The sequence below is a fragment of the Comamonas sp. w2-DMI genome, assembly GCF_040187735.1.
Taxonomy (GTDB): domain Bacteria; phylum Pseudomonadota; class Gammaproteobacteria; order Burkholderiales; family Burkholderiaceae_C; genus Comamonas; species Comamonas terrae.
In genome coordinates this window covers 44,355-71,122 of sequence record NZ_JBANEL010000008.1, presented here as the reverse complement: position 1 = coordinate 71,122, position 26,768 = coordinate 44,355, and the positions used below count along the sequence as shown (strand labels likewise).

The window sequence follows — 26,768 nt, the reverse complement described above, 5'->3', positions numbered from 1 at the left end:
CCGGAACTGCCCATATTGCCGCTCACACCCCGTTGCGTTAGCCTGCACGCTCCACTATTGCTCAGGAGCCTGCCATGTCCCGTCGTTTGGTTCTTTCCGCCAGCACCGCCATTGCGGCTGCCGCACTGATTGTGGGTTGCGGCGCCATGGGGGCGTCGGGCGGCAACCCCATGAGCTTTTTCATCACCAGCACCAACCCTGGCAAGGGTGGCGACCTGGGCGGGCTGGCCGGGGCCGACCGCTACTGCCAGTCGCTGGCCGCCAGCGTGGGCGCAGGCAACAAGACATGGCACGCCTACCTGAGCAATGCTGCGCTGAACGGACAACCTGCGGTGAATGCGCGCGACCGCATCGGCAACGGGCCGTGGCGCAACGCCAAGGGCGTGGTCATTGCCACCAGCGTGGCCGACCTGCACAGCGCCAATGCCAAAGTCGGCAAGGACACCTCACTGACCGAGAAGGGCGAAGTCGTCTCGGGCTTTGGCGATGAGGTCAACCGCCACGACATCCTCACCGGTTCGCGCCCTGACGGCACCCTGGCCGTGCCCGAGCCCGGCAAAGACACCACCTGCGGCAACTGGACCAAGAGCGACGGCGGCTCCGCCATCGTGGGCCACCACGACCACCAGGGCACCAACCCCGACCCTGTGGCCAATGCCTCGTGGAACTCATCGCACGGCACGCGCGGCTGCAGCATCGAGCAGCTCCAGCAAAGCGGCAGCGCCGGGCTGATGTACTGCTTTGCGACCAACTGACCTGGGTGAAAGCGCGGGCCTGCGCCCGCGCCTCGCTTGGGCACCATGCCGCTCTCAATCCATTCAAACCCCTTGAGTTCGTTTTGACCTCTTGATGAAAAACAAACTCCACATGCCTTCACTCCCAAGAGTTAGGCGCATTTGACACACAAATCATCGCCGCTCAATTTAAGTGAGTGACCAGAAGCGATCTTTGGTTTAATCAGGCGCGATAACAACACTGAAAGAGATTGAATGGCTTCGTGCGCGTACTGCAATACCCGAATTCTTTTTGGCGGAAAGCGAGACGGCGATCGTCGCTACTGCAACGAGAAATGCCTGCACCAAGGGCTACTTTCCGACGCTGCAAGCCAGCTCTCCCCCGCCGATGTCAAAGCCCATATCTTTCGGGTTCACAGAGGCAACTGCCCCAAGTGTGACGGCCCCGGCCCGGTGGATGTGCATACCTCTTACCGCGTGTATTCCGTCGTCATGATGACATCGTGGTCGAGCCGGCCGTTGGTGGCTTGCGCACGATGTGGCACCAAGCAAAAAATCGGAGACACGGTTTTTTCATTGTTTCTGGGCTGGTGGGGCCTGCCTTGGGGTATCTTGATGACGCCTGTGCAACTCACCAGAAATCTGATGGCCTTTGGCAAAACCCCAGACCCTGAGACGCCCTCGCCCGCGCTGGAGCAAGTGCTGAGAAGCCATTTGGCGGCGCAGCTCCTTGCCAATCAGCAACAAGCGGCGCTTTCGCAAAGCGCCCAGCCCGGCAACAGGTAGTGACGGCGCTGCCCGCGGCCGCTGTTTAAATCTGATTAGCGCCCCAGAAAAGCGCCTGCTAACGCACAAAGGCAATGTAGCTCTCTACATTGCCTTTTTCTTTGGTTTATTACAGTTACCCAACATCGCACTGCGGGCCGGGGTTAATGCATCAGTAACTAATTTTTACATGTAATATCCCGCATTTAACCATCTAACTACTGGAGTAAATTTTCCGATATATCAACCAGTATCATATATGTCTGCAGCTAAAAATTTGCAAATCACAGACAAATATAATAATGATTATTTAAAATAATATAACCACCCTCTTCTTCATCACAATTAAAAATCGTTTCATTAAATTAATTGTAATATAAAATGCCATATCAACCTTACTGGAAATCAGAATTTCAAAATCTCCTAACTTCTTTAAAAGGCCAAGGAAACCTTGTCAGCTGGCAAGAGGTTTCAGATAAAATAGAATCTTCGGATTATAAAATATGGGAATACGTGTACGAATACAAACTAAGAAATCCAGCTGCGTCAATAATCATATTCTCATCTATCTACAAGCAGGATGATCGCTCCAGAGACATTAATAGCGATGCTGTCCGGATAATTTATGAATGGCGAACTAAGAGCGGTAAAATTTATTCAAAAATTTCTAAGAAGTATCGTGTTGACTCGTTATTCAAAAATCTCAAAGAAGAACTAATAAAAGCATCAAACAAAAGTTTTGAATTGCAACAATATGAATGGACAGATTCCATAAAAGATACCGACGCAAGATAAGCAAATCCCCAATACATAACCCATATTAATTTTAAAATGGCCATAAAACACACTTACAATGGGAAACATCTTAAATTACATAAGTCTTATAAGTCCCCAGAATGGGGCAAAGACACGGTTCTAGTGACCGATACTTGGGATTATGTATCCTTATGGCTAAAACGTAATGGGATGAAGGATGCTCTTTTTTTTTGGGAGCAAGCAAGAGCATTTTCCGAAGCAACCGAATCTTTACCAAAAACTTCCGCACCTCTAACCGCATATTACTGCTTCTTAAATGCAGCAAAATGTCTCCTCACCGTAAAAGGAATTACCTTCAAAGAACAACATGGGGTTTCTGGCTGGAGCAAACCGGGAAGGGTCAGCCTCTCCAAAGAGATTGTTAAATTAAAAAACAATGGCATATTACCCGAATTATGCCGCTATTACGGAGAAACAGTAAATAATAACACCTACAGTATCAAAGACATATTTTACAATCTACCTTTCATTCACAGAGCGTATCACCTAACTTTCACATCAGAGCAAGAATTATTTTTACCCATAAAAGAACCAGAGTATGTACACGCCCCTAGCTCTGCAAGATCATGGTTTACAGCAGTTTTAGATCAACACTATGTACACGGGCAGACCGCTGCAATTTTGCCGCCAACATTTGAGAAAGATGCCGGAGACTCTTCTTGTTACCGTCTAAGAAGAAAAAAAAGGTTTTCTTGGCAGAGAGGCGCAGCAAACCAAATAGCAAACCTAGCTGCTCTAACAAAATATCACCAAGACACAAGAAAATATGTTCTTTATATCTATGGACCAATGAGGCTTTGGTATTTAAAAAGAAATAAAAGAAACCTCACCTCATTTATTGAAAGACACTCAATCCCCTTAATTTTTGCTGCAATGCATAGGCTTAGTGAACTTGCACGATATAAGCCAGAATATTTAGCAAAACACTTTGACAGTCAACACAACTGGCTTTTAAGTGAATTTATTCAAACAGCGCCCTCTCAGTTTCTTGATGAAATATCAGCTGAAATTACCGGTCAAGAATTCATGGTTCCCGGGCGTGCAATGAGATAGCAAAAAAATCAATCATGGCAGCATGCTGCTATACTACCAATGCCTCGCAAGAGGTGGAGCGTAAGAACTCCTAAGGTACAGCGGAAGAACCGCATCCGATAACTGGCGGTTTTTTTGCGCCCGGACATTGCACGCCTGCACTCTTGCAGACGGTTGATTTATGGCCGGGAGGGCGACGGATACAAGACCCGAAAGGGGAAGAAGTCCGCCTGGCTGTACCCAGGTTCTTAACCTCCCGGCCGCCTTGTTGCAGTGCGTAAGAACGCTGCGATAAGGCGCTTCAAAAGTCTCGTACAGGAGCAGCACCATGTCTCAGCCCGCACTGGCTATCTCTCCCGCCGTCACCATCGTTGACGGAATCCCCATCACTCTCAGCACCGATCTGGCCAGCCACTTTGGCAAACGCCATGACGACGTGTTGCGCGGCATTCGCAATCTCTGCGCTCAGTTGCCCGAAGGGGGTGTCCGCAATTTTGCGGAGACCTCAGTCACCGACGAGCAAAACGGGCAAGCCTACCCCGCCTACCGCCTAACCCGCGACGGCTTTACGTTGCTGGCCATGGGCTTTACGGGCAAGAAGGCGCTGGCCTTCAAGCTGGCCTATATCGACGCCTTTAACCGCATGGAGGCCGCGCTGCACCAACCTGCGGACACACAGCGCATGGAGCTGGCCTTTTCTCTGGCCGCAGAGGCCGCGGCGCAGGTGCACCGCACGGTGTTCAATGCGGTGATGGAAGGTGACGCAGACGAGTGGCAGCACAGCCGCTATCTGCTGAACCTGAACTACGACAGCCAGGGCCGCCCCACCCTGCCCCATGCCCAGCCGATTGCGACCGACCAGATGGTGGTGTCCTTCAACAGCCTGACGCAGCGCATCGCCGACGGCGAGATCATGAGCGCGACCGATGCGCAACTAGCCACGCTGGCAACGGCCTGCACCCAGCGCCTGACCCAACGCGCCCAGCACCGCGAAAAGCAGGCCGCCCGGCCCGGCCTGCCCAATCTGCCCGCCGACCAGCAACCCGCACAGGGCCTGCTGCGCATGACCTTCAAGTAGTCCGTTTTTGATAGCTATCAGCGCTTGCAAGATATGGGCTAGCGCCGAAAAATCCTAAAACAATAGGGTCGCCGACACCCTGCTGTTTTAGGGGTGCTGCCTGTGCGGCAGTGAACGGGGGCTTGACTCATGCCTGACATTTCTAAGCTGCCTACACGGTAGTGAACTCCCGGACTTGGTTCTCCATGACAGTCGTGGCTTCTCACGGCTTATTACAACGGCCTTGTTACCAGAGGTAGGACGCACGGAAGCGGCTCAGAGATCGGAATGGTCAGGGGGCTCCACACGCTGTAACAGCATCTCGACGCAGGCTGATAGCTTTACAAGGCAAGCAGTCCATTCTTGGATGCAGCCCCCAGAGGGTCTAGCGTGAATTCCTGACCTTAACAACCACAGAGAGAAAGGGAGCCCTATGCAAAAGCACTCTGCCCATTTGAATCCAGCCCAAGAACGAAGCTACACCCCCGCGTTCAGGGGTGTTTCCCAAGCTGTCACCCAGGGCGACACCATGGACGTGGCCCGGAGCATGCCCGGTAATGCACCGGCCACCCCCATAAAATTTTATTTCGAGCCCGGACACGGACTGCCCCAGGCAGGGCCGAAAGCAGCGAGCACAAGCAAAGGCAAAAGAGAGCCCCGCATGCGCCGCGAAGATGCAAAACCCCAAGTTCTAAAACTCTGGCGCCAGTGGTCAAATGCTCTGGGCGCTGTCGGCGCCGTGCCTCCTGAAGGGAAAGCAGTGCATCTCTTTTGGGCCTACCTGAAAGCGCGGCATCCGCATGTCGTGGACTTTGCCAGCTTAGACCACTATGGGGAAGTCAAGCAATGGCTGGCAGAAGACGCACAGCCCGACTGAGAGAACCAAGCAGAAACAAGAAAAGCCTTGGCGCCCTATGACGCCGAGGCTTTATTCATTGCAGCGGCGCTGGGCAGATAGTCAGCGCAAACCACAGGGATGGGCACATTGACCCGCTGCAGAGCGACATGCACCGGGGCGCGCTGGCAGCCGGCCAGACTCACCAAAGCGATCAGCAACACGGCCCGCCGATCAGCTATGAGGATTTTGTGCGCCGCAGAGGTGTAAGGTTGCTGAAGTAATTGCCCGCAAATGCAAAAGAGCCCCGACACCACAAGGCATCGGGACTCTTTGTCTAAGCTGCCTACACGGCAGTGAACGCATTGCGCTGCACATCCATTTTTCTTGCATTGCACTGGGCAGCCGAAATCTACGGCCGCGCCCCATTGTCGAGGCAGGCCGCAGCCTTGCACTACAAGGCCTCGGGCATCGACAACGAGAAAGCCTTCAAGCAGCGGCTGCTGGAACTCATCCAGACCAGCCCGACCTTTCCGCTACCGGCAGATTTCCGCATGGAGCAGGCCCGAGAGCCGGCCGCCACCGGCACGGCTGCCGGCACCTGACGCGCAGCACCGCACACACACCCCGAGCCCACCAGCCAGCGCTGCGTGGGCTTTTTCTTTTTGCCATTCACCGGAGACCTCCCATGCAAGCAGCCCGCATCACCATGCCCAGCGTGCCCTGCACCAGCAAGGCGTTCCAGTACAGCAATGCCGTCAGCACCGACGTGGCCGCCACTTTTGCCAGGGCGCGCGAACAGCTGGCCGCCCAGGCGGCGCTGCAGGCCCCGGCGCCTCGCCCGCCCCGCCAGCGTCCGGCTTTGATGCCCGTGCGCCGCGTGCGTGCCGGCACGGCCGGCCACCTCACCCAGCCCCTGTTCTGACGAGGCCGCGCCATGCACACCTTTGTTCTCACCTGCGGCGCCGTGTCCATCCTGCACCGCGCGCGCTCCATGGCCGAGGCCTTCGACCACGGCTTTGCCGAGCTGGGCCACCTGGGCAAGGCCATCAGCTGCATCTGCCAGCGCGGGGCATGCCGATGACGAAATACCGCCTTGTCACCGCAGCAGCCGTCGCCGCGTGGCTGCTGATTGCGGGCTTCTGCATCGCCCTGGCTTGGATCCACCTCGAGGCCGCCGCGCCCCTGATTCCATGACGCCCCACGACACCGTGCTGCACGAGCTGCAGCACCGCGACCGTCAGCGCAGCCGCCTGCTGCGCGCTATGGAAAGCAAAGCGGCTACCGCCAGCCCGGCAAAGCTATCGGCATCAAACTACTTTTAAACGCAGCTAGAGCGGGCGCAGCGCGCTCACAAATTCATGGCCAGAAAGCATGAATTTATACATAGATGAATCAAAAATAGACTTTTAACAATATCTATGCATCAAACATGAATACGGGAAACAGTGGAACCGGCTGTTATCGCACACGAACAATGCTGCAGAGACAAAAATGATTCATAGATTTACATGTTTTTGTCAAAACACTAATATCTATGCATGCCACGCCAGAACACACCGCCCGCAGACTACCCGCAAGCCGTGCTCCAGCAGATCGAGCAGCTTGCGCAAAACATCGTCATCGCCCGCAAGCGGCGCGGCGAGTCGCAGGCGCAGTGGGCCAGGAAGCTGGGCATATCACAGCCCACCATGGCGCGCATCGAGCGCGGCGACCCGTCCGTCGCCATGGCCTCGTACGTGATGTGCATGTGGCTGATCAATCAGGCCGGTGGGCTGGCCGACCTGATCGCGCCGCAAAACGACCATGCAGCGCTGGAGAAGGAAGTGGCCAAGGTGAGAGCCAAGCGCAAGCCTGCTGCCAAGCCGGCTCATGCAGCCAAGCCCGCGCCCCTGCCTCCGGTTGCGTTTGGAAAGCCGCAGGCTTTGGTATCCACCCCAGCCAACACCTCGCCCGCAGGAGCTGGCTTGGCCGCCCTTCTGGCTGGCTCGAAGCCCAATAAAAAATGACCCAGCCCGCCATCCCCAACGTCTCGCCACGCACCTACGTGCCGCAAGACCAGCTCTATGTGTGGGCCATGGTCAACCCCGCGGCGTCCACGCTGGTGGGCGAGGTCAGCCTCTCGCAGCTGGTGGCCGACTGCGCCACTTTTACCTACACGCCGGACTGGTGGAACTTTGCGCTCAGCGAAGACATGCCCATCGTGCAAGGGCAAGTCTTCAGCACGGGCGAGAGAAGCACCGCCCCCGGCGCGATCGACGACGCCCGCCCGGACCGCTGGGGCGAGCGCATCATCCGCCACATCGACCGGCCTGCCCGCCTGTCCATTCTGGAAATGCTGCTCTTCGCGGGCGACGACCGCTTTGGCGCGCTGGGCGTGTCCACCTCGGCAGAGCAGTACATTCCCCGCTACCTCGGGCCCTATCCGCAGCTGAAGGATCTGGCCCAACTGGCCGCCGCGGTGGAAGACGTGCAGACCCAGGCTCCGATCACCGCAGAGATACAGCGCCTTATCCAGCCCGGCGTCACCCTCGGCGGCGCGCGGCCCAAGGCATTGCTGCAGACGGATAACGGCCCCTGCGTCATCAAGTTCAGCGAGCTGGACGACCCCGTGGACACCCCGCTCATCGAGCACGCCACCATGACGCTAGCCGCCCAGGCCGGCATGCACGTGGCCGACACCGCCGTGCTGCCACTGCCGCCACGCTACGGCAAGGCGCGGCACGCACTCACCATCGAGCGGTTCGACCGCCTGGGCCCCTACCGCGTGCATTGCCAGTCCGCCCACACCGCCCTGCGCGCTGCGGGTCTGGAGCAAAGCTACGGCAATCTGGCCACCATCCTGCTGCGCCTAGGCCACCCGGACCGACAGGCCGCCATGCGCGAGGAGCTGTTCAAACGCATGGTCTTCAACATCCTCACGGACAACACCGACGACCACGAGCGCAACCACAGCATCAGCCTCAACCTGGCAGACGGCTACTACGACCTCACGCCCGCCTACGACGTCGTGCCCAGCCTGCAAAACCTGGGCTATCAGGCACTCATCGTGGGCACCGCAGGCTCCGAATCCAGCCTTGAAAACGCGCTTACCCAGATCAACGAGTACGGCATCAAAATGCCCCGCGCCGTCGAGCTGATACGGCAAGTGGCCGCCGTCGTCGATCGCTGGGCCACGCACTTCACGGCCCTGGGCGTCAGCCCGTCCGACATGGAGCTGCTCGCCGCCAGCATCGACCGCGATGCGCTCAGATCGCAGAGGCAGGCCTTTTTGTAGATTTAGTACACGGGTTTTAACGAATTTACAAAACCACCGGTTTTTTATAGAATCGCGGGGCACTCTCCAGGTGAAGCATAGCTTCACCTGGAGAGTGCCGAGAAGGCCCGCCAAATGCGGGCTTTTTTATTCCTGTTTAGCGGCGTCGCGCCGAGCACGTACCTCATCGATCTGCTGAGGCAAGGTGTACAGATAGGTAAGCAGAAAAAACGTCAAGTGATGCATCTGCTCGGCCATCTCTTCAGTGGCATCCTCAAGGCCATGCAGTGCCTCGTTGCCGTCAAGCCGCAACTCATGCGCCCAAGCCTGAAGGGCTGGGGTAATACGTTGCTCCGCAGCCAGCTTGTCGATTCGCTTTTCCAGCATCCTCGCCTCAATCTCCGGCGCAAATTCTTTCAGCGCGATCTCTAAGCAGCGCCGATAACTACCGCACGCAGCATTCCAGTGCTTGGCATTGCGGATCTTCAAAGCCTCCATGAAGTTCTTGGCAACCCTATCGGGCAGTGACTCAGGAATATTCAGAGACTGCTTTGACGGCCATGTTCCCAGCGATGTGAAACCGCGATCGCTCAGCAGATTGCCATGCGTTTTCAAGATGTAGTTAGCTTGCGCCGCTTCTGCACGGAACGATGCCAGCACAGGTTCATCACATCCAGCACATAACGCCAAAACAGAAGTTTTTCCGGGCACCAGATGCCCCACTGCCTGCATGACGCTAAACGTCATATTTTCCGCCCCGCAATGCGGGCACTGCATTACCAAAACTGCCATGAACACCCTTAATTCAATCGTGACTGACGACAACGCCATTTCGGATGTACTGAATTCTGATGGCGGATTCAAGTTGCGGCAACTGGTGGACTTGTACCGCACGGCCCCCGACAGGGATGCTTTTGTTTGCACCCTCTGCATGCGGTTGCTACTGGAGCACCAACGGCACCTCCTCAAGTCAAACCTCCCAAAATAAAAGGCCCGCAAGGTTCCAGACCCGGCGGGCTTTTTTAGTTCACCCAGAGGTCTTGATGACCGACACCTCAGACCGCGACGAACTGGTGCGACTGGCGGGTGAGCAGCCCCTGCTCAGCCGAGACATGCACAACCTCAACGCCGAGTAACAGCACGACCTGCTGACCCTTCGCAATCTGCCCACCGATATGGATCTGCATGCCGACTGGCAAGCCAAAGGCTCGGCCTTACTGGACAGACTTCGCGACCAACAGCAGCAAATGAGCAGAGTCCACCAGCGACTGGCAGAACTCACTGACATTAACAATATTGCCCACTATTAATTTTCATCCCCCACCGCTGTCAAAATTGTTAGTAATTTTTTGACAAAGATCGAAAATCCATTAATCATCATTGAATAATATTATTTATATTCTCTAAAGAATCAACGTTAACTCTTTTTACTTTAATATTATATTTCTTTGAAATTAAAATATCATTTATTTCACTTTCAAAATCAGAGCTACAATTATTCGGGACAAGTACCCCCTCCACTGATTTATTCAAATCAGGAATATCCACAATAAATCCATTTTCATCTTTATATTTAAATATATCTTTTACAAATGGGAAATTTCCACCCCTAAAGTTATAATTCCGCATTGAATTCAAGCAAGCCATTTCCGGTAGGATATTTTTATTTCCAAAAATCAATTTTTTTATATCAATGCATATTCTTTCCTCTTTCTCCCACCTATAATCTTCATGCTTGGTGAAAAATGCATTTCTTGCTCTTGATTTGTCATTTACATAATCAACAACTTTAAACTCCCAAGAGGTTAACAAGTTTTTCCTCAGCAAAATATCCATTGTAAAAGGGCTGATTACAATGATTGCCCCATCAATATTATTTTCAATACCAGAATATTCACTCCACATCTTCCTAGACATAATTTCGCTTTTATGCCAGCTCTGTATGAAATTAAAACCCTTATCAAAGTTCATAAGTTCTTCAGTTAGGGACTTCGCCTTGACCTTAGGAACAGGAGCGCCGAGCATTCCACTATCATTCATGATTTTCAGAATTTGCTCCTGCAATGGCCCAAAATGCTGAAATTCCCCCTCTGTTTTATCTTCAAATTCACTTATTTTTCTAAAGTAAAGACCTTCCGTCAAAAAACTCACCAACTTCCTCTTTGTCACGTATTTCTGCAGATACATAATTCCCCTCAATAATTTACTCAAGATAGGCAATCGCCATTAAATTTCACCATATATTTCCTCATTTGACGGAAAAATTTCTATTAGCCTAGCCTCCGTTTCAACCAAGATATTTACAGTGCGCAAGATATCAGCAATATATAACAATTCATCCCTCCAATCACTTAACTTAGATTCAAATCTCTGGTTATTTTTCTCATAAAAATCCACATCAAACCTAGAGACATCCAATTGAATAGATTTAATTTTCCCTATCGCGTAAGATATTCTCTGGCCGATTAAATCAGGGATAATTGAAAAATATCGGGCATGCAGTGAATCATCCAAGAAATTTTCATACTGCTTAAACCATTCGGTAAATTCTGAAAACAATTCCGAAATATTATTTTCTTGCATCCCAACCGAATCTAAAGCAAAAATATATCGATAAGCACAAGTTCTGACATCGTCTTCGAAATCCTTAAGAATTGGATAAATACGAATAAGATATAAACGAGCCTCTCTTTTTTTTCTATCTTGATCTTTTCCATCCATAATCTTATGATGAATGAGCGGGAAAAGTGCTGCCCCTAAAATTGCAAGAATTGAGCCAATTGCCTGTACCCAACCGGATAAGTTATTTTTTCCACCAATCCAATCAATAAATTCATCACCCACAGCTGCCCACAAAAACCAAAGCGCAAAAAATCCAATCAGCACCCCGCCACCAATCGCGGCTTGCGTGCTGGTCATTGGAATGGATTGAGCTGTCTTCTTTATCTTTGCCACGCCTGCCTCCATAGAAAACTAGCAGGTTACACGACTCGTAACGAGTTGTTGACACATTGGAGGCTGGCTGCGCTACACTCCATCTCGTCACGCCAGTAAAGCGTGATCGGGATTGGCGTCCTGAAACAATCTAGCGGTGACAACAAAGCCGCACCTGAACCGCAGTCGTGCGGCTTTGTCGTCTGTGGCCCCAGTTTTATGGTGGCTCGGAGGGGGAGCCGCGAGGCTCGCCGGTTTGCCGCAGGGTTGTCCGGTACGCCAACCTCTTCGAGTCACCGCCCTTTGGTTGGTGTCAAAGGCGGTGGTTGTAGCAAACGCACAACTCACGGAGGCCGCAATGGCTGACATCACCCCCTTCAACTTTGGCACACATGCCGTTCGCGTCACCACACGCATAGCAGTTTTCATAGCTGCCAGCGCTTTCTGTATAAGCGCTGGAGCCCGATTTCATTCACATCCCCAGCCCGCCCGGCCCACGCCGCACGGGCTTTTTTCATGGCCAAGACAGGAGGCATGCATACGCCATACCGAAACCCTTTTCCTCAGCCGTACCCCGCCGCAGGCCAGCACGGCGCTGTGCGGCGCTTTTTAGCTGCAGTTGCTGCTGCCCGCACCTCATGGCCATTACCGAATCTATAGCCCGGCAGCAGCGCATGCCATCGCCCGAACATACGGGCCAGAGCTCAATGACATCGACACCTGCTCGCTCACAGGGCCGCAAAATGCCGCTGACACCGCCTTGAAAACGTCTATCTAAAAATTTAATGAGAAAAACTTTTAGAAATAATATCAGCTAACTCCTTAGTATTATTTGATTTTCTCGCAGAATCAGAACACTCCCTTAATTCATCCAAAATTTCAGCATTGAATTCCATTTCTCCATCTGCTCTTTCATGATAAACGCCAAAAAATCCTGCTATTGTAACTATATCTGATATAAATTGTCCAAGAGAGCCTATACTATGCCGTGCCAAATATTTATATTTCTCAGAATTTTTTGAATCTAAATCATTAACAAAATTCAATACAGGATCAGCATAATAACTAAAGGCAAGATCCACAACATCACCCTTATAATTTCGATCAGCTGCTTCAACAAGCAGTACTGACACCAGATCGACCTCATAAGAAGTAGCAAAAAATATATTCTTCAATATAAGTTCAATGTTACCCGAAGAAGCATCAAAAGATTTTGCCTTAGATAAATCTGATTTAGATGAAATCTTTAAACTCTCAATAACATCTTTAATATTCTCATTTCCTTGACGCTGCCCTTCCTTTATATGGGATATCTCATTCTTTAGATCATCAATTTTATTAACACTAAGACTTAGATCCGAGCCGATCCTATCAAGTTTATCAGCCGATTCGGTCACAGAATTTAATTGACCCTCAACTGAAATAACAAACGCATCAAGCTCTGCTTGTGTCTTTTTCATTGCATCGATATGCGCCTCCAGTGCCGCATTAGATTTCTTTCCAGTTTCATTTTGATAAAATCCATAAACAATAGCTAAAACAGCAAGGATTAATGAAGTTATCGTTGAGGCAAAAGAAACATAATTAATAACAGATTGCTCACCATTAAATGAATAAGAAATATTTAATATCCATGCTTCGGCCATTAAGAAAATGGCGATAATCATTAACCACTCTCTTCTAGAGAAATTATTCTTTTCAGTTGACATAGCTTATTTCTTGTGAAGCAAATTGATCAGACACACGAACACCAAAACAACATGTTACAACATGCGTTTTGCAGCGTCCTTGCCTGAATCGCTTAAACTACATCGGTCACGCCAGTAAAGCGTGATCAGGGTTGGAAGCCTGAATACCGTTTGCGGCGACAAAGCCGCACCTGAACCGCAGTCGTGCGGCTTTGTCGTCTGTGGCCCCAGTTTTATGGTGGCTCGGAGGGGGAGCCGCGAGGCTCGCCGGTTTGCGCAAGCGGTCCCGGTCTTCCAACCCCTTCGAGTCACCGCCATTTGGTTGGAAGCAAGCGGCGGTGGTTGTTGCAAGAATGACCGCAAGGAGGCCGTAATGGCTGACACCCTCAATGCACGCGCTGCTGCGCTGTCTTTTCACTCCACCACCTTCGGTATCGTTGACCACCAAGGGCAGCCTTGGCTCAAGGCCAACGAGATTGCCCAGGCTCTTGGGTACGCCGATGAGAGCGCGATCAACCGCATCTATGCACGGCGCTCCGACGAGTTCACAGAGAAGATGACCTTGACGGTCAATTTGACCGTCAAGGGTTTCGGCAATGGGAACAGCGAAAAGGAAGTGCGTATCTTCAGCCTGCGCGGCGCGCACCTCCTGGCCATGTTTGCCCGCACGACGGTAGCCAAGGAGTTTCGGGCGTGGGTGCTGGACTTGCTTGAACAGCAGGCCGACGACAACACCCTGCAACGCGATGTTCACCTTGTCGAGCATGCCCACCAGCTGGCCCATGCGGCCACGCTACAGGTCTATCAGGCGGTGTTTGATGCGGTGATGCTGGAGGGCGAAGCGCCCCACTCCACGCGCATGTTGCTGTCCTTTACCCGCGGCGCGGGCGGTGCAATGAACCCGTATGTGCAGCCCATCGAGGCCGGTGCCATGGTGATGACGTTGGCCCAGCTGACCCAGGCCGTGCGTACCGACCTGATCGTGAGCGATACCACTCTGGCCCGGCTGGCGGCAGCCTGCACCCAGCGCATGGCCACGCGGGCCGAGCTGCAGGCCCTGCAGCACCACGGCGGCGCCCAGGGCCTGCCCGGCCAACAAAGCCAGCTGCAACTGAGATAGCAGTTTTCATAGCTGCCAGCGCTTTCTGCATAAGCGCTGGAGACCGATTTCATTCACATCCCCAGCCCGCCCGGCCCATGCCGCGCGGGCTTTTTGTTTTTCATCGAAGGAGCACAGCCCATGAAAGAACCCGCCCCAAAAGTCGCCTCCGCAGCGGCCGCCGAAGATGTCGCTGGCTACCCGACCCAGTGGGTGCTGGCCTCCAAATACGAGGAGATGACCGGCGTGACCCGCGAGGCCGTGAAGCAGCGCAAGAAAAGCGGCGTCTGGAAGGAAGGCCTGCAAGTGGCCGTGATCTCCCGTCGCCTTTACGTCAACCTCAAAGCCGCAGACCAATGGATCAACGACCAGCTTTCCAAACGCCGCCCGGCGTAAAAATCCGCAAGTTCGCCTCGGGCGATCGCATCCAGATCGCCTTCACCTGGGAGGGCAAGGAATGCCGCGAGCTGCTGCCCGCCGCGCCCGTCAACAAGTCCAGCCTGCTGCGCGCCACGGTGTTGCGGGACGAGATCCGCATGAAGATCAAGGCCGGCAGCTTTGTCTATGCCGACTATTTCCCGGACAGCCCGCGCGCCGCGGCATCCCGAAAAGGCTCGACAAAAATGGAGAAGCTGCTGTACCGGCAGCTCGACATCTACGAGCGGCAGGTGGGCAACGGCAAACTGTCCCCGGCCACGTACCGGGGCTATGCCAAGGCCATCAACGGCACGCGCATGCGCCGCTGGCACGGGGTGGAGGTGCGCGATGTCACCCCCGCCCTGCTGCGCGAGTGGATCTCCGCCATGGAGTGCACGAGCAAGGCCATACGCAACACGCTGATTCCGCTGCGCAGCGTGTTCGAGGATGCGCTGAACGACGAGCTGATCGAGCTGAATCCGTTCGACCGCATTGCCCTGGCCAAGCTGATCCGCCAGACCAGCAAGGCCAGCGACTATGTGATTCAGCCCTTCACCCAGACCGAGCGCACGGCGCTGCTGCAGGCCTGCCGCAGCGACGAACGGCCCACCATCCAATACTGGCTGAACACCGGGCTGCGCCCCGGCGAACTGCAGGCCCAGGAATGGGCACATGTGGATCAGGAAAGGCGCATCGCCCGCGTGGTGCAGAACCAGGTGGTCGGGGTGATCAAGTCGCCCAAGACGCTGGCCGGCATTCGGGACATCGATCTCAACGACGAGGCTCTGCAAGCGCTGCGCGCCCAGCAAGACATCAGCCAGAGCCGCGGCCCCCGGATCTGGCTGAATCCGCGCACCCTGAAGCCGTGGGACAACGATGCCCAGGTGCGCAAAACGCTGTGGCTGCCGCTGATGGAGCGTGCCGGCATCCCCTACCGCAACCCCTACCAGCTGCGACACACCTACGCATCCACCCTGCTGACGGCCGGCGCCAACCCCTGGTATGTGGCCCAGCAGCTGGGGCACGAGGATGTGGAGATGGTGTTTCGCACCTACGGGAAATTCATCCGGGAGGATTACCAGAGGCCCCGGGCAGAATTGCAGATCGTGAAGGAAGACTGACCGGTGCGATTCGCGTGCGAAATCGGTGCGATTTTCAAGACACCGCGCCACCCTTTCAGGCATGAAAAAACCGCCACACCCTGGGGATTCCAGAGTGTGGCGGTGTCTTGGATGGGCTGGCGTCTATTGAATCTCATCTCAAAATCATTACAAAATAAGATTTTTCACCTTTTAAAAATGACTCTATACCCCCAGTTGTACCCCCACTTCACGTTTGCTACCCACACGAGAATGGGAGGCGGTCTCGCAATCATCTCTGTTCGAGGCTTACAGTTCTGTAAACTGAAGGGGCTCGCGTTGAGTTCACCAGTAATAGTGCCCGCAACCACGGCATTGTTGTTCGGCTGAACAAAAGAAGTCACGATGCACAGCGCAGAAAGCCTCTCCTGCCTTATTACGCAAGATAGCCCTGGCTTGAGAGCCTTCGTTTACCTTGGGGCCGATGAGGGCCTGCCGTAGCAGCTCCCCACAATCTGGTCATTTTTGTGCGCAGGCAACGCTAGCGCCTTTGCCGCAAACGTTTCCGGTGCCAAGCCAAATACTTTCGATGCGCATCGCTGAGCCAGCGCAGCCCCATGCCTGGTTTTAGTCCCAATTGATCACAAATTACACCAGAAAGAGCTGGTGACCTCACGATCTCTCCTGTGTCATCAAAACTGATCCAAAAACGGTCGAACAATGCATCCAAGTTGGCAATCAACAGAAAGCCATTGAACACATCCAGCCGCTCGGCATCGTTAGCGCACTCTGCCCAGGGTTTGGCGTGGCTGGCGCGCAGAACCGCAGACAGGTCCAAGCCGGTTACAGCGCAAGCGCCGCCCCAATAGTCCAGCATGGCTGCGCGGAATTTTTGCTGCCCAACCCGTTGACGCACCAGGCGCTCTACTTCGGTACCAGCAAACCCAGCAGGCAACTGATCCAACTGGTGGAACACGGCGGCCTCAAAGTCCTGTGCCGCCTGGCTGGGCAAAGCACGTGCCAAACTCGCGCTGCGGTCCAGCAGTGCCGCCAGCGCTGCTTCATTGTTAGCTACAAAACCGCCCGCATGCAGCGCGTGGGCAAATGAGCGCTGCATCTCAGGCAGCAGCGCTGGGGTGGCTGCTTGCAGGTGCAGCAAATAGTCTCCCTCTGGTAGCGCCGAGACCTGCGCACGTGCCGCGTGCCTTGCCGATGCAAGCGTCACACCCTCCGGCCCACTGGCCAGCACATACTCAAAACCATAGTCGTGGCCGGCTTTTTCGACCAAGGCACGTTGCAGCGGATTCATGGGCAATGCAGCAGTATTGGACGAGACATCCTTAGCACGGAGCGCTGGCCACCAGTCAAACCATTTGCAATCTGCCGTTTGCTCTGTGTGAATCTGTCCATGCCCTCATTCCTCACGCCAACGGCGTTTGCTCCGCACCCACGCGGCGGCGAAGCAAAAGGCCGTCCTCACTGTCCGAAGAAAGCCTGAGGCGCTCAAAGGGTTTGAATGCCTCGGCGGGCTCTGTCGAGGTGGTGACAATGTACTGGAAGGCATTGCTTTCGCCCGACCCCACATGGCCAAGCAGAGCCCACAGCATGGATTCGCTCATCTCCGCCTCTCGCGGCGAGTCATGCAGAAGAAAGCCTGGATGAAAGCTATCCGGAGAGGTGCTGTCCATCAGGCAGGCAATGTCTCCAGCCAGTATTTCGAGCACCTTGAAGGTCGTCGAGTGCATGGGCCCCATCTGGAACGGGCGGTTGCGGTGCTTGTCGTCATCGCTAAGCACGCCCCAGTGAAAAGAGGGCAGTGACTTGGCAACGGCGTGCATCGCGGCGCTGATGACCTGGCGGCGCCCCGCCACTGCATCGTGCTCTTTGACGACCTTGATATGAAGCTGGCCATGGCGGCGCTGGGCCGATTCCAGTTGACGCTCCAGCTTGTCGATTTCCGGCGAGGTTGACTTGCCTGTGGCAATGTCTTCATACAGTTCATAGTCCTTGATGGCATCGCTGAGAAGCTGGTCGGCGGACAGGGACTGTGCATGCCTTGTCGTCAGCGCGGCATCCTGCTGATCAATGGATGTCAGTTGCTCATTCATGGGAGCCGTTTCGGCCTCCAGCTCGGCCAGTCGGCGGCGCAGAGGCAGCAGTTCGCTTTCAAGCGTTTCTTTGGAGCGCTGGTGTTGTGTGATGCGCTGCCTTCGGTCAATCTGCGTCTGCTCGATTCGCTCCATCACGTGGCTGCAGTCCCTGAGCAAGCGGCTTCCAGCATCGCAGCGCGTGGGTAGCAGTTGCTGCAAAGATGAGGCTTCTTTCTGTAGCCTCTCTACCTCTTGCATATCACCAGCTGCAAATGCTTCGTCTTGCCCGATCCTGTTGGTCAGAAGATCAATGCCCGCTTTCAGCGGCGCACGCTTCTCCATCCATGCCTGGCGCTGTGCTGCGAGTTCTTGCCGTTCGGCGTCGATAGCCACCAGTTCCTGTTGATAGGCCTGATGCCTTTGCTTGGCAATACCAATCAGGTTGGGGTGTTCAAGCAAGCCATTTTGCCGGAACGGCATTTGAGAAGAGACGTTCAAGTGGCGGGTCAGTTGACGGCGCACGTGCTTCAACAAGCGTGCGGGCTCCTCGCGCAGCGCTTGCAAATCCGCTTTGTGCTTCTCCAGCGTTTTCGCTGTGCCGTCTAGTTCGCGCAACGTGGTGCTATCGGGCAGCAGGCCAAGCACGATTTGCATCAATGCGGCAGGTGATTTGGCGGGCCAACTGAAGCCCGATCCGTCCGCACGCCACTGGTAGTAACTGTGATATCGGGCGTTCTGGTCGCGCGAGCACCAGGCCAGAATCTGATGCCATTCGATGGACTGCTCGGATCCAGGCAGCTTTTGCACGGGTAGTATCTCCACCAGATGCCGCCGCATCGCGGCCTGGTAGGCGGCGAATTCATTCTCTGCGTTATTCGCGGCCAGTTGTCGCCAGTCCGCTGTACGCGATGCACGGTATTGCTTCTGGTGCAGCCAGGGCTTCAGCACTGTCCAGGTTTCACCACCAACGTGCACGCGCGCGGCAACGGCACCCTCTTTCAACTCGCGGCTGCGCAGCAGTTCATCGCGCAAAGTGGAGCCATCGGACCACAGCGGATCATCCAGCACAAAGCGCAGCAACTGACAGAACGCAGTTTTACCCACGCCGTGCCCAGAGCTACCCATACCCGGCGGCGACACGATCAAGTTCAGCCCGCGCTGCAAGGGGATTTCGCGCAGGGGTTGGGTGGCTGTGAGCGAATCCAGTAACCATAGCGTTTCCACCCACAAACGGGGCCGGAGGACTGGATTAGGTGCGAAGATGCTGACGTCGTTCATCGGATTACCCTTGTTTTCGTAATTCGTTGGACTGCACGACCGATGCGGTACCGGCCAGTACTTCTTTCAGCGCCACCTCCTGCTGATCGCGGGCCTGGATTAATGCGGCAGCCAATGATTGGGTGCGGTAATCGCCAATCACATCGGCCAGCGCCTCCGGCTTGCGGATGGACAGCGGTGCCGTCACGGGAACGCCTAGAAGGCCGTGCAGCCAATCACGGATATACCCCCAGCGCTCCGTATTCATGGGTACCAGCCAGGAAGGTAACACCTCGACGGATGGCATGTTGTCAGGCAGTGAGGTCAACAGGATGCGTCGCAGACGGTTGTCGTCGCACGGGCCTGCCTGCAGCAGCACATCGCACACCAGGCCCGCCAACCAGTCCTCGGCTTCGGAAGCCGGTGTGCCGCCTTGTGCATAGATGGGAAGCGGTGCGGTCCGCCGTGCCGGTTGGGGCACAGGAATGGAGACAGTGGGTTGTGCTTGCAGCGCATCCCATGCTGCTAATACCAGCCTTTGCGTTCGGTACTCGCCGAGCTCGCGTAGCTCCTTGTTTTTAAGTACGCGGAAGGTTTCACTGGGGTAGTCCTCGCCCAGCACATCGGCAGGGTCGAGGATGTAGCACAGCTCCTTCCGGTTTAGCCCATAAAGGCGGGCGTAGTAGGCATCCAACTCCGCACGAAGAATGGCACGACGATCTGGGTTGAATGGGAATGGAAGTCCGTCGTGGCCCAGGTCTTTGGCCCAGCCCGCCAGGTCATACGCGGTGTAGGTGAGTTCAAGCACACGCGGGACGATGTAGATCAGATCGGTTTCGGTATAGCGGTCTGGGGGGATGAACGGTAACTGCTTTAGGTAGAAATATGTCAATGACGTACCACCTACTTTTTGCCGCGCTACATAGTCCAGCGTCAAAGAATCGAAATTGCCCAAAAGGGCTGCGACGTGCCTAGTGGAAGGTGCAGCTTTAGCAAAGAAAAGCGGAGTTTTGTGATTTACCGCCGCCAATGGCATCACCGACGCAATCACCGTGCGCTCGTCCGTCGCGCGACAAATGTCTCGCCACCCCATCAACCACTGTGGACAAGCCGCTTGCAGCCAGCGCTCGGCCAGGGCTAGCACGGCGTCGCGGTCGTGCAAAGGGGTGCTGGGCGCGGGCAGGTGGCGGTGATCGGCAGTGAAGTCGAGCACAGCTTTCTCAGCCTGCGCATCCACGGCGTACCAGGCAGTGCCGTGGCGCTCGTTAGACATGAAGACCTCTACCGCGCCCTCGGCAGGCAGGTAGTTGTCATTCAAGGGCTGGATGCTGGCTGGGCTGTTTCCGCACAGGCCTAGGCTAACGGAGGCAACCTCGCTGGCGTAGGGATGGTGGTGCACAAAGTCCTGCCAAGCGGTGTAGGTGCCCACGGCGGGGTCGCATCGGCGAGCGTCGGCCAGCCACCAACCGAACAACAGCTGGGTGGCGCACAGCACGGTGGCGTCTGGATTGTCGTCTTTCAGGGCTTTGTGCAGGCCCTGGGGCAAGCGGGCTACGCGCAGCCAGACTTCGCGCGCCTGCACCCAGTAGCGGGGGGTAACGGTGGTGGTAGGGTGTTGCTTTTCGGAAAGCAACAGGTCGCGGCTGTCACCATCGGGGGTATAGGTAGCCCAGCGGTGGTCGAACTGGTGGACGAGCTTGGCTTCGTATAGAGGGAGGTAGTCGGGGAGGAATTCATTTTTGAAGCGATAGCTGTCGGTATTCATCATGAACATCAGCATCAGGCTCAAGCCCCAAGGGTTGTCTTCGGCCTGCTCGTCGCTCTTCTCTCGCCACAAAACGGGGGTAGATCGGTATATTTTTTTGGTTAGCTCGGCGTCTGCATTAGAGCGGAACACAGGGCAAGTACCGGTGTTCGGGTTCAGGAGCTTGAAGTCTTGGGGAGTTAGCTGAAAGCGTCTGCGTGGGTCTTGCAGATCTTCCATCTTTCCTGCAAAGCAAACAAAGTCTGCTTCATCCGAGTGTCCCAAGGTCAAAAGACAGAATTTGTAGCTGCGATGCACCGACTCAAATATCGCTTCTCGATTCTCAATGTCGTAGAAGCTGATGAGGTTGCCTTTTGCAATCTTGTTGAAAAGATGCTGCGTGAAAGAGTCGGTGGCAATGCCCGATGGAACGATGAGCCCCGCTCGACCGTTTTCCCTCTTCATGTCCAAGAACAACTCGGCAAAGAGGTACGCGAGGTTCAAGCGACCGAAGCCGGAGGTAGGAAAACGCCCGCTGGAGTGAATAAAGCTCTGCGCGGCTTCGGTGGTCCGTTCGGCTCGTTTGAATTTGTCGTACAGCGGCCGGTTGCTCTCCTTCAATGCGGCAATCATCTTGTCACGTGCCGCCATGTGCTGAGCATTCGCTATTTCTGGTGCCCTAGTTGCGAAGAACTCCCGCGGATCAAGCTGCAGCATTTCCCAAGGTGGATTACCCAGCACACAGTCAAACCCACCTGCGGCATAGACCTGCGGAAAGGCCAGCGGCCAGTGCAGCACACGGGCTTGCTGGCAGGCAGCGCGGGCGGCGGCCACAATGGCGGCCTGATCTGCGCCAGGATCGGCTAGAAGCTGCGGGGCCGTGAGGGCAGTGTGCAGGGTTGCGCTGGTCGCCACCAGTGCAGCGGTGTCCTGTGTTTTGGGCAGCAGGTAGGCACTGACAGTCAAATCAGCCGCCAGCGCTATAGGGCTGTGCACAAGCCGCTCACAAATTTGATGGTATGCACGCTCTTGCGCGGCCACGTCTTCGGCGGTGTCGGTGCCCAGGGCTTCGAGCGCCTGCAGGGCTTGCAGGCCGGTGTCCATGGCAAAGGCCAGTAGCTGCTGACCGCTTTGCACATCCTTGGCCAGTTGTTTAAGGCCCGCGCTGTTGAGCTTGGCAAGCTGTTTGCACACCTCTTTGTCATCACCGCTCAAGGGCTTGAAGGCATCTTTGGCAATCCCTTGTTTCAAGGCTTCCAGGTCGGTCAGGCCCAACAGGGCATCGCCGCATTGCAGGTGATGGTCCAGAAAGCCCAGGGGGCGACCTTCTTCAAAGCCTTCCAGCCACAAGGCGGTGCGGGCCAACTCGATCGCCATGGGGTTGCGGTCCACGCCAAAGATGCAGCGGCCCACCACTTCGCGCAGGGCGTGGCGGTAGGCCTGAGGCGTCACGGCGCCTTCAGGCGCGCGCAGCTCCGCCAGCTTTTCGGCCAGGCGGCGTGCAGCCGCCAGCAAAAAATGGCCGCTGCCGCAGGCAGGATCAATCACGCGAATGGACAGCAGCGCCTCCACAGGCTGCGCTGGGTTGGCAGCCAGACGCTGCGCGATCACCGGGTCGAGCGCGCTATGAATAAGCTGCTGCACAAGGCTGTCAGGGGTGTAGTAGCTGCCGGTGAGTTTGCGAGCGTTGCCTACGGTGCTACCCTCTTCGGTCAGGCCAACGAAGCCGAAATGGCGCGCGGGCAGGTCGATGGTGGGCACGAGTTCGAGCAGGCTTTCGTACACGCTGCCCAGCTCCTCCGGCCCCATGTTGCGGTAGTCGATCGGGGTGAGGCTGATGGCCTTGCCTTGGGTCGTGACGGCCCAGCGCAGGTGCTGCAGGGCGGCCAGCAGGTGGGTGTTGTGCAGGCTGGCGGCGTCCAGGTGCGAGCACTGGTTGGGTGCGAACAGGCCACCCAGCGCGGGAAGGGCCAGGAGCGGCTGGCCCTGGGCCAGGCCGCGCCAGACGATGCGAATGGACTGCCAGTGGTCGTCGAAGCGGTTGCGGGCGCGGCGCTTGAGGCAGAGCTGGCGCAGGCGGGCGAGGGCGTAGCCTTCGGCATAGGCTTTGCGGGCGGCTAGGCCTTCGGCGCTGTCGTCCTGCGGGTGCAGCACGCCACGCTCCTCGACGGTGAAAACGAAGATTAGCCGGTAGATGAGACGCAGCAGTTGCTGGAAGTAGGCGTCTTGACTTAGGTACCCATCGTGTAGGGCGGCGCGCAGTGCGTCATTGGCGGGGTGTTGCAAGAAGCCTTCGCCCAAGGTGAGCAGTGCTTGCTCCACCCCGTGGCGCAGGCCGTCGCGCACGCGGGTGCCCTCGGCCTTGCCGGCTTCGCGCCAGCACTCCCAAATGCACATGCCGCCCGTTTGCGGCGCGCGGCTGGCGTGTAGCAGGCGCCAGACGTTGGCGAACTCTGCATAGCGCTGGCCGCTGAGCAGGTCGGCCAAATCGCATTCGAGGTAGGCGGGGCGGGTGAGGCTGTCGGCGTCGCGCAACAGACGCAGTTGTTTGCCGTTGCTGACGATGCCCCAGGTGTGGTCGGGGCTGGCGTTAAGCAGCTCTTGCATGGCCTGGAAGGCAGACTTCTTACGGCTCCCGCTGCCGACCACTGCAAAGCGTGGGTCGGCCTCGTCCAGCGCCAGGGTGTGGGGGGCCACCAGCACAGGCACGCCCGCAGGTGCTGGCCCCGCCACAAAGCTGACGGGGTAGCCGAAGACCCCGGCCTGCACGATGGCCGTGGCTTGCACGGCGGCGTAGCCCAGCGCATCACGCAGCAGTTCGGCCACAAAGCCTTGGGTGAGTGCGTGGGTGTCCACGTCGGTGCGCTCGCTTTGCGCGGCAAAGTGCTGCCACTGGGCGCAGGCGATCTGGAAGGCACGGCTGTATTCGTCTTTGAGCTTAACGCCCTTAGGGATGCCGTAGTCGGTATCAGCCTGGTCCTGGGCGCGGCCCTGGGCGGCTTTTTCCAGCAGGTCGGGCAAGAACAGGCTGCCTTCGAGCTGTAGAGTAGGCAGGTTAAGCGCGGCTTGCTGCCGGTGGTGGCGTATGCGTTTCATGAAATTCAATCCTAATTTATGAGCTATTAGCACCTATCTGCTATGCGTTTGATAGGTTTTTCACTCATAAATCGTCGGGTAGCAGCACGTACACACCCATCACATCAACCGGCAGGCAGGGGCTGACGCTGTACTGCCCCACGTCACGCGCGGCCTCGCGCACGCGCTGGTGGTCGGCCAGCAGGGTATCGGCGCGTTTCTGGGCCAGGGTCTGTAGCTGCTCGGGGTTTGCAGCCAGATAGGCAATGGCCTGGCGCACTTCGCGTTGCACGGCATCAGGAGGCAGGTTGCCGCTGGGCGTACATTCGAGCAAGCGGGTAGTCTGCTCATTTACCAGCCATTCGGGCTGGGTGCGGCCGCACACAGCCAGTGCCAGAGTTTCCTCCGCCATCATCTGGAAGGGCTCGCGCCGACGCACGTAGCTGAGCTGGTGGCGAACACGCAGCAGGTAAAGCGTTGTGGCGACCTCCACATCCTGGGTTAGCGTGGCGGCACAGCGGGCGGCGAGGGGTTGCGCCGCGCCCAGGGCGTCTTCCAGCAGATGCTGGGCGAAGAGGCTAACCAGGGGATGGCTGCGGTGCAGTTCGCTCCAGTCAATCAGTTGAGGTGCGTCCAGCCCTTCGTCGGCCAGGCGCAAGCGCAGGGCTTCGGGCAGGTGCTGGGGCAGCAGGCGCATCTGGCTGGGGCGGCGTGTACCCTCCAGCGGCGCGCCCAGACGCACGCAGGCGCTTTGCAAAAAGCGCTGCACATCAGCCTGGGTGCCCAGAGCCTGCTGCTGCTTGGTCCATTCCGGTAGCACCTCGTCGGGGCGAATGCGGCGCTGTGCGAAGACGGTGCGGTTAGCCTTGGCTTTTTCCAACGCGTCTTGCCACTTGGTTTGTATGGGCGCAAGCAGTTGTTCAGGCTCACCGAAATCAAACGCCTCTTGCCACATAGATGGCGGCCCCTGCTGCTCGCGGCGCATCAGCGCGGCCTTGACCAGGGCTTGGTTGATGCGGGCGTCGTCTTCAGGCAGGGGCACCATCACGCCCAGTTCTTTCTGGATAGCCTCACCCTTGCGCAGGATGACCTTGAGCACAAAGCCGTCGATGGGGTTATCCTGCCCGTAAAGCATGGTGCAACGCACCTCAGGAGCTTGCTGGCCAAAGCGGTCGACCCGGCCTTCGCGCTGTTCATGGCGCGTGGGGTTCCAGGCCAAGTCATAGTGGACGACGGCGGTGAACAGGTGCTGCAGGTTGATGCCTTCAGAAAGGCAATCGGTGGCAACAAGGATGCGGCTGTCGGCATCAGCCATGTCTTCGACCCGCTCACGGCGCTCTTCGGGCGTGAGCTCGCCGGTGATGGCGTCAATAGTGGCCTGGGGAAATGCGGTTTTGAGGTGTTCGGCCACGTAATGCGCCGTGGCGATGTAGCGGCAAAACACGGCGGGGTGGTAGCCGTCACGCAGCAACTGGCCAACGTGCTGGACGAGCGCGGTGAGCTTGGGGTCCCCCTTCTGGCCTGAGAGGCGTTGGGCTGTGGTAATCAGCGCTTGCAGGCGCGATGCATCTTGTAATTGTGCGGGAGGCTCCAGGTCAATGCTGGAGAGGTCATCGGCTTCACCATCGTGCAAGCGTTCGTCGGTCAGCAGGTCTTCTGCGGTCTCGCTGCCTTCCAGACGAGTCGTCAGTGCCTTGACGGCCGCCGCCGGGGACGAAGCCACGCAGCGCAGCAGGGCCAGGGTGGCGTACCACATCAGCCCGTTGCCGCCTACGGTGCCTTGACTTTCGGCGGTTTCTGCCAGCTCGCGGCAGTAGTCCTGCACGGCATCAAAGAAATTACCCCAGTCGCCGCTAAGCTGATAGGTCAGCTCGGTTTTCATGCGCCGGGCAAAGCCATGACCGTCTTCAGTTTCAGCTTGCCATTCGGCAATGTCTTTGCGGCGACGCTGCACAAAGTGGCGGGCCAGTTCCTGACGCAGCGGGTCGCTTGCGGACATGCGGCCTTGCAGGGCGGCAAAGCGTGTGTCCAGCAGGGACAGCAGGTTGTGAAACGCTGCTTCATCGCCCGAGTGAGGCGTGGCGGTGAGCAGGATCAGGTGGCGGTGCGCGTTGCTGGCCAGCCGCTGTAGCAGCTCGAAGCGCAGTTGCTTGCCTGCACCGCTGCTGGCACAGGTGTGGGCTTCGTCCACGATGATGCATTCAGGCGCAGTAGCAATAAATTGCTCACGGTGGCGCTCGCTCTTGATGTAGTCCAGGCTCACCACCGCAACTGGGTGGTGGTCAAACAAGGGGACGCCGTGGGGCAGCTCGCGCTCCACCCGCGCAGCCGAGGCGGCAGTGAGGGCCACGGCGTGCAGGTTGAACCGCTCTTGCAGCTCGGACTGCCATTGCTCCACCAAGTGCGGCGGGCAGAGTACGGCCAGACGGGTGACTTCGCCCCGGTCCATCAGTTCACGGGCAATGAGGCCGGCTTCGATAGTTTTGCCAATGCCTACGTCGTCGGCAATCAGCAGGCGCACGGTAGACAGGCGAAGCGCCATCAGCAGAGGCACCAACTGGTAGCCGCGCGGTTCCACAGCGATGTTGCCGAACGAGCGGAAGGGGCCTGCACCGGCGCGCAGGGTCAGGCGCAGGGCATCGCGCAGCAAGACGGACGCTGCATGGTTGCCGGCATTTTCAGGGATCGGCGCACCAAAGGTGGCATGCTCGACAGGCAACAGCTCTAACTCGGGTATCAGCGCAATCGTTTCATCTTCCGCACCACCCAGAGGGCGCAGACGCAGCCAGTCACGGCGCGAATCGGTCTGCACCACCCATTCGCGGCCTCGGGCGCGAACGAGGTTGCCAGGCAGAAAGTCTTGTTCAAGAGTCGTCATGAAATACGTAGG

At 56.6% G+C, this 26,768-nt stretch carries 23 protein-coding genes; 15 read left to right on the top strand and 8 right to left on the bottom strand.

Annotated features, from left to right (window positions below; all coding sequences use genetic code 11):
• The first annotated feature begins 74 nt into the window (after nucleotides 1-74).
• The 12 genes from V8Z74_RS10500 to V8Z74_RS10445 all read left to right on the top strand — a co-directional run bounded on the left by V8Z74_RS10500 (nucleotide 75) and on the right by V8Z74_RS10445 (nucleotide 8,516).
• Entirely contained in the window at nucleotides 75-755 is a 681-nt protein-coding gene (locus V8Z74_RS10500) for a hypothetical protein (RefSeq protein WP_349709194.1), read from the top strand.
• 234 nt (nucleotides 756-989) lie between these two features.
• Entirely contained in the window at nucleotides 990-1,520 is a 531-nt protein-coding gene (locus tag V8Z74_RS10495; RefSeq protein ID WP_349709192.1) for a hypothetical protein, read from the top strand.
• 360 nt (nucleotides 1,521-1,880) lie between these two features.
• Nucleotides 1,881-2,294, top strand: a complete 414-nt coding sequence (locus V8Z74_RS10490) for a hypothetical protein (protein ID WP_349709189.1) — start codon at nucleotides 1,881-1,883, stop codon at nucleotides 2,292-2,294.
• 123 nt (nucleotides 2,295-2,417) lie between these two features.
• Nucleotides 2,418-3,368: a YaaC family protein gene (locus tag V8Z74_RS10485; RefSeq protein WP_349709187.1), complete on the top strand. Its 951-nt coding sequence runs from the start codon at nucleotides 2,418-2,420 to the stop codon at nucleotides 3,366-3,368.
• 307 nt (nucleotides 3,369-3,675) lie between these two features.
• Nucleotides 3,676-4,425, top strand: a complete 750-nt coding sequence (locus V8Z74_RS10480) for a Rha family transcriptional regulator (RefSeq protein ID WP_349709185.1) — start codon at nucleotides 3,676-3,678, stop codon at nucleotides 4,423-4,425.
• A 640-nt stretch (nucleotides 4,426-5,065) separates the two neighbouring features.
• On the top strand, nucleotides 5,066-5,281 hold the full coding sequence (locus tag V8Z74_RS10475) for a hypothetical protein (protein WP_349709182.1): 216 nt from the start codon (nucleotides 5,066-5,068) through the stop codon (nucleotides 5,279-5,281).
• A gap of 407 nt (nucleotides 5,282-5,688) precedes the next feature.
• Nucleotides 5,689-5,844 carry a hypothetical protein gene (locus V8Z74_RS10470; RefSeq protein ID WP_349709180.1) on the top strand — a complete coding sequence of 52 codons (156 nt, stop codon included), beginning with the start codon at nucleotides 5,689-5,691 and terminating at the stop codon, nucleotides 5,842-5,844.
• 83 nt (nucleotides 5,845-5,927) lie between these two features.
• The gene (locus V8Z74_RS10465; protein ID WP_349709178.1) at nucleotides 5,928-6,164 is read left to right on the top strand and encodes a hypothetical protein; all 237 of its coding nucleotides are present in this window, start codon (nucleotides 5,928-5,930) and stop codon (nucleotides 6,162-6,164) included.
• Nucleotides 6,165-6,176: 12 nt separating this feature from the next.
• A complete protein-coding gene (locus V8Z74_RS10460; RefSeq protein WP_157082161.1) occupies nucleotides 6,177-6,323 on the top strand; it encodes a hypothetical protein in 147 nt (48 codons plus the stop codon).
• Entirely contained in the window at nucleotides 6,314-6,436 is a 123-nt protein-coding gene (locus V8Z74_RS10455) for a hypothetical protein (RefSeq protein ID WP_281178789.1), read from the top strand. The genes V8Z74_RS10460 and V8Z74_RS10455 overlap by 10 nt, the downstream gene beginning before the upstream one ends.
• Nucleotides 6,437-6,780: 344 nt before the next feature.
• Nucleotides 6,781-7,248 (top strand): helix-turn-helix transcriptional regulator, encoded by a 468-nt coding sequence (locus tag V8Z74_RS10450; protein ID WP_349709175.1) that lies wholly within the window; start codon nucleotides 6,781-6,783, stop codon nucleotides 7,246-7,248.
• Nucleotides 7,245-8,516 carry a type II toxin-antitoxin system HipA family toxin gene (locus V8Z74_RS10445; RefSeq protein ID WP_349709173.1) on the top strand — a complete coding sequence of 424 codons (1,272 nt, stop codon included), beginning with the start codon at nucleotides 7,245-7,247 and terminating at the stop codon, nucleotides 8,514-8,516. The genes V8Z74_RS10450 and V8Z74_RS10445 overlap by 4 nt, the downstream gene beginning before the upstream one ends.
• Nucleotides 8,517-8,642: 126 nt before the next feature.
• On the opposite strand, the gene V8Z74_RS10440 is transcribed toward V8Z74_RS10445, so the two are convergent.
• The 4 genes from V8Z74_RS10440 to V8Z74_RS10425 form a co-directional block, all read right to left on the bottom strand.
• Entirely contained in the window at nucleotides 8,643-9,287 is a 645-nt protein-coding gene (locus tag V8Z74_RS10440) for a DUF4145 domain-containing protein (RefSeq protein ID WP_349709171.1), read from the bottom strand.
• A gap of 585 nt (nucleotides 9,288-9,872) precedes the next feature.
• Entirely contained in the window at nucleotides 9,873-10,646 is a 774-nt protein-coding gene (locus tag V8Z74_RS10435; RefSeq protein WP_349709169.1) for a hypothetical protein, read from the bottom strand.
• Between the two features lie 75 nt (nucleotides 10,647-10,721).
• Nucleotides 10,722-11,450, bottom strand: coding sequence for a hypothetical protein (locus V8Z74_RS10430; protein WP_349709167.1), 729 nt, complete (start codon nucleotides 11,448-11,450; stop codon nucleotides 10,722-10,724).
• A 761-nt stretch (nucleotides 11,451-12,211) separates the two neighbouring features.
• Nucleotides 12,212-13,138 (bottom strand): hypothetical protein, encoded by a 927-nt coding sequence (locus V8Z74_RS10425; RefSeq protein ID WP_349709165.1) that lies wholly within the window; start codon nucleotides 13,136-13,138, stop codon nucleotides 12,212-12,214.
• Between the two features lie 352 nt (nucleotides 13,139-13,490).
• Here V8Z74_RS10425 and V8Z74_RS10420 point away from each other — a divergent pair, with 352 nt between their 5' ends.
• The 3 genes from V8Z74_RS10420 (at nucleotide 13,491) to V8Z74_RS10410 (ending at nucleotide 15,754) form a co-directional block, all read left to right on the top strand.
• Nucleotides 13,491-14,237, top strand: a complete 747-nt coding sequence (locus tag V8Z74_RS10420) for a BRO-N domain-containing protein (RefSeq protein WP_349709163.1) — start codon at nucleotides 13,491-13,493, stop codon at nucleotides 14,235-14,237.
• Between the two features lie 120 nt (nucleotides 14,238-14,357).
• Nucleotides 14,358-14,612 (top strand): excisionase, encoded by a 255-nt coding sequence (locus V8Z74_RS10415; protein ID WP_066482625.1) that lies wholly within the window; start codon nucleotides 14,358-14,360, stop codon nucleotides 14,610-14,612.
• Nucleotides 14,573-15,754, top strand: a complete 1,182-nt coding sequence (locus V8Z74_RS10410) for an Arm DNA-binding domain-containing protein (RefSeq protein ID WP_349709162.1) — start codon at nucleotides 14,573-14,575, stop codon at nucleotides 15,752-15,754. The genes V8Z74_RS10415 and V8Z74_RS10410 overlap by 40 nt, the downstream gene beginning before the upstream one ends.
• 499 nt (nucleotides 15,755-16,253) lie before the next feature.
• Here V8Z74_RS10410 and V8Z74_RS10405 read toward each other — a convergent pair whose 3' ends face one another.
• The 4 genes from V8Z74_RS10405 to V8Z74_RS10390 form a co-directional block, all read right to left on the bottom strand.
• On the bottom strand, nucleotides 16,254-17,021 hold the full coding sequence (locus V8Z74_RS10405) for an HNH endonuclease (protein ID WP_349709160.1): 768 nt from the start codon (nucleotides 17,019-17,021) through the stop codon (nucleotides 16,254-16,256).
• 112 nt (nucleotides 17,022-17,133) lie between these two features.
• Entirely contained in the window at nucleotides 17,134-19,080 is a 1,947-nt protein-coding gene (locus V8Z74_RS10400; protein ID WP_349709159.1) for a chromosome partitioning protein ParA, read from the bottom strand.
• A gap of 4 nt (nucleotides 19,081-19,084) precedes the next feature.
• Nucleotides 19,085-23,899 (bottom strand): Eco57I restriction-modification methylase domain-containing protein, encoded by a 4,815-nt coding sequence (locus V8Z74_RS10395; protein WP_349709158.1) that lies wholly within the window; start codon nucleotides 23,897-23,899, stop codon nucleotides 19,085-19,087.
• A 64-nt stretch (nucleotides 23,900-23,963) separates the two neighbouring features.
• On the bottom strand, nucleotides 23,964-26,756 hold the full coding sequence (locus V8Z74_RS10390; protein WP_349709157.1) for a DUF8741 domain-containing protein: 2,793 nt from the start codon (nucleotides 26,754-26,756) through the stop codon (nucleotides 23,964-23,966).
• Between the last annotated feature and the right edge of the window lie 12 nt (nucleotides 26,757-26,768).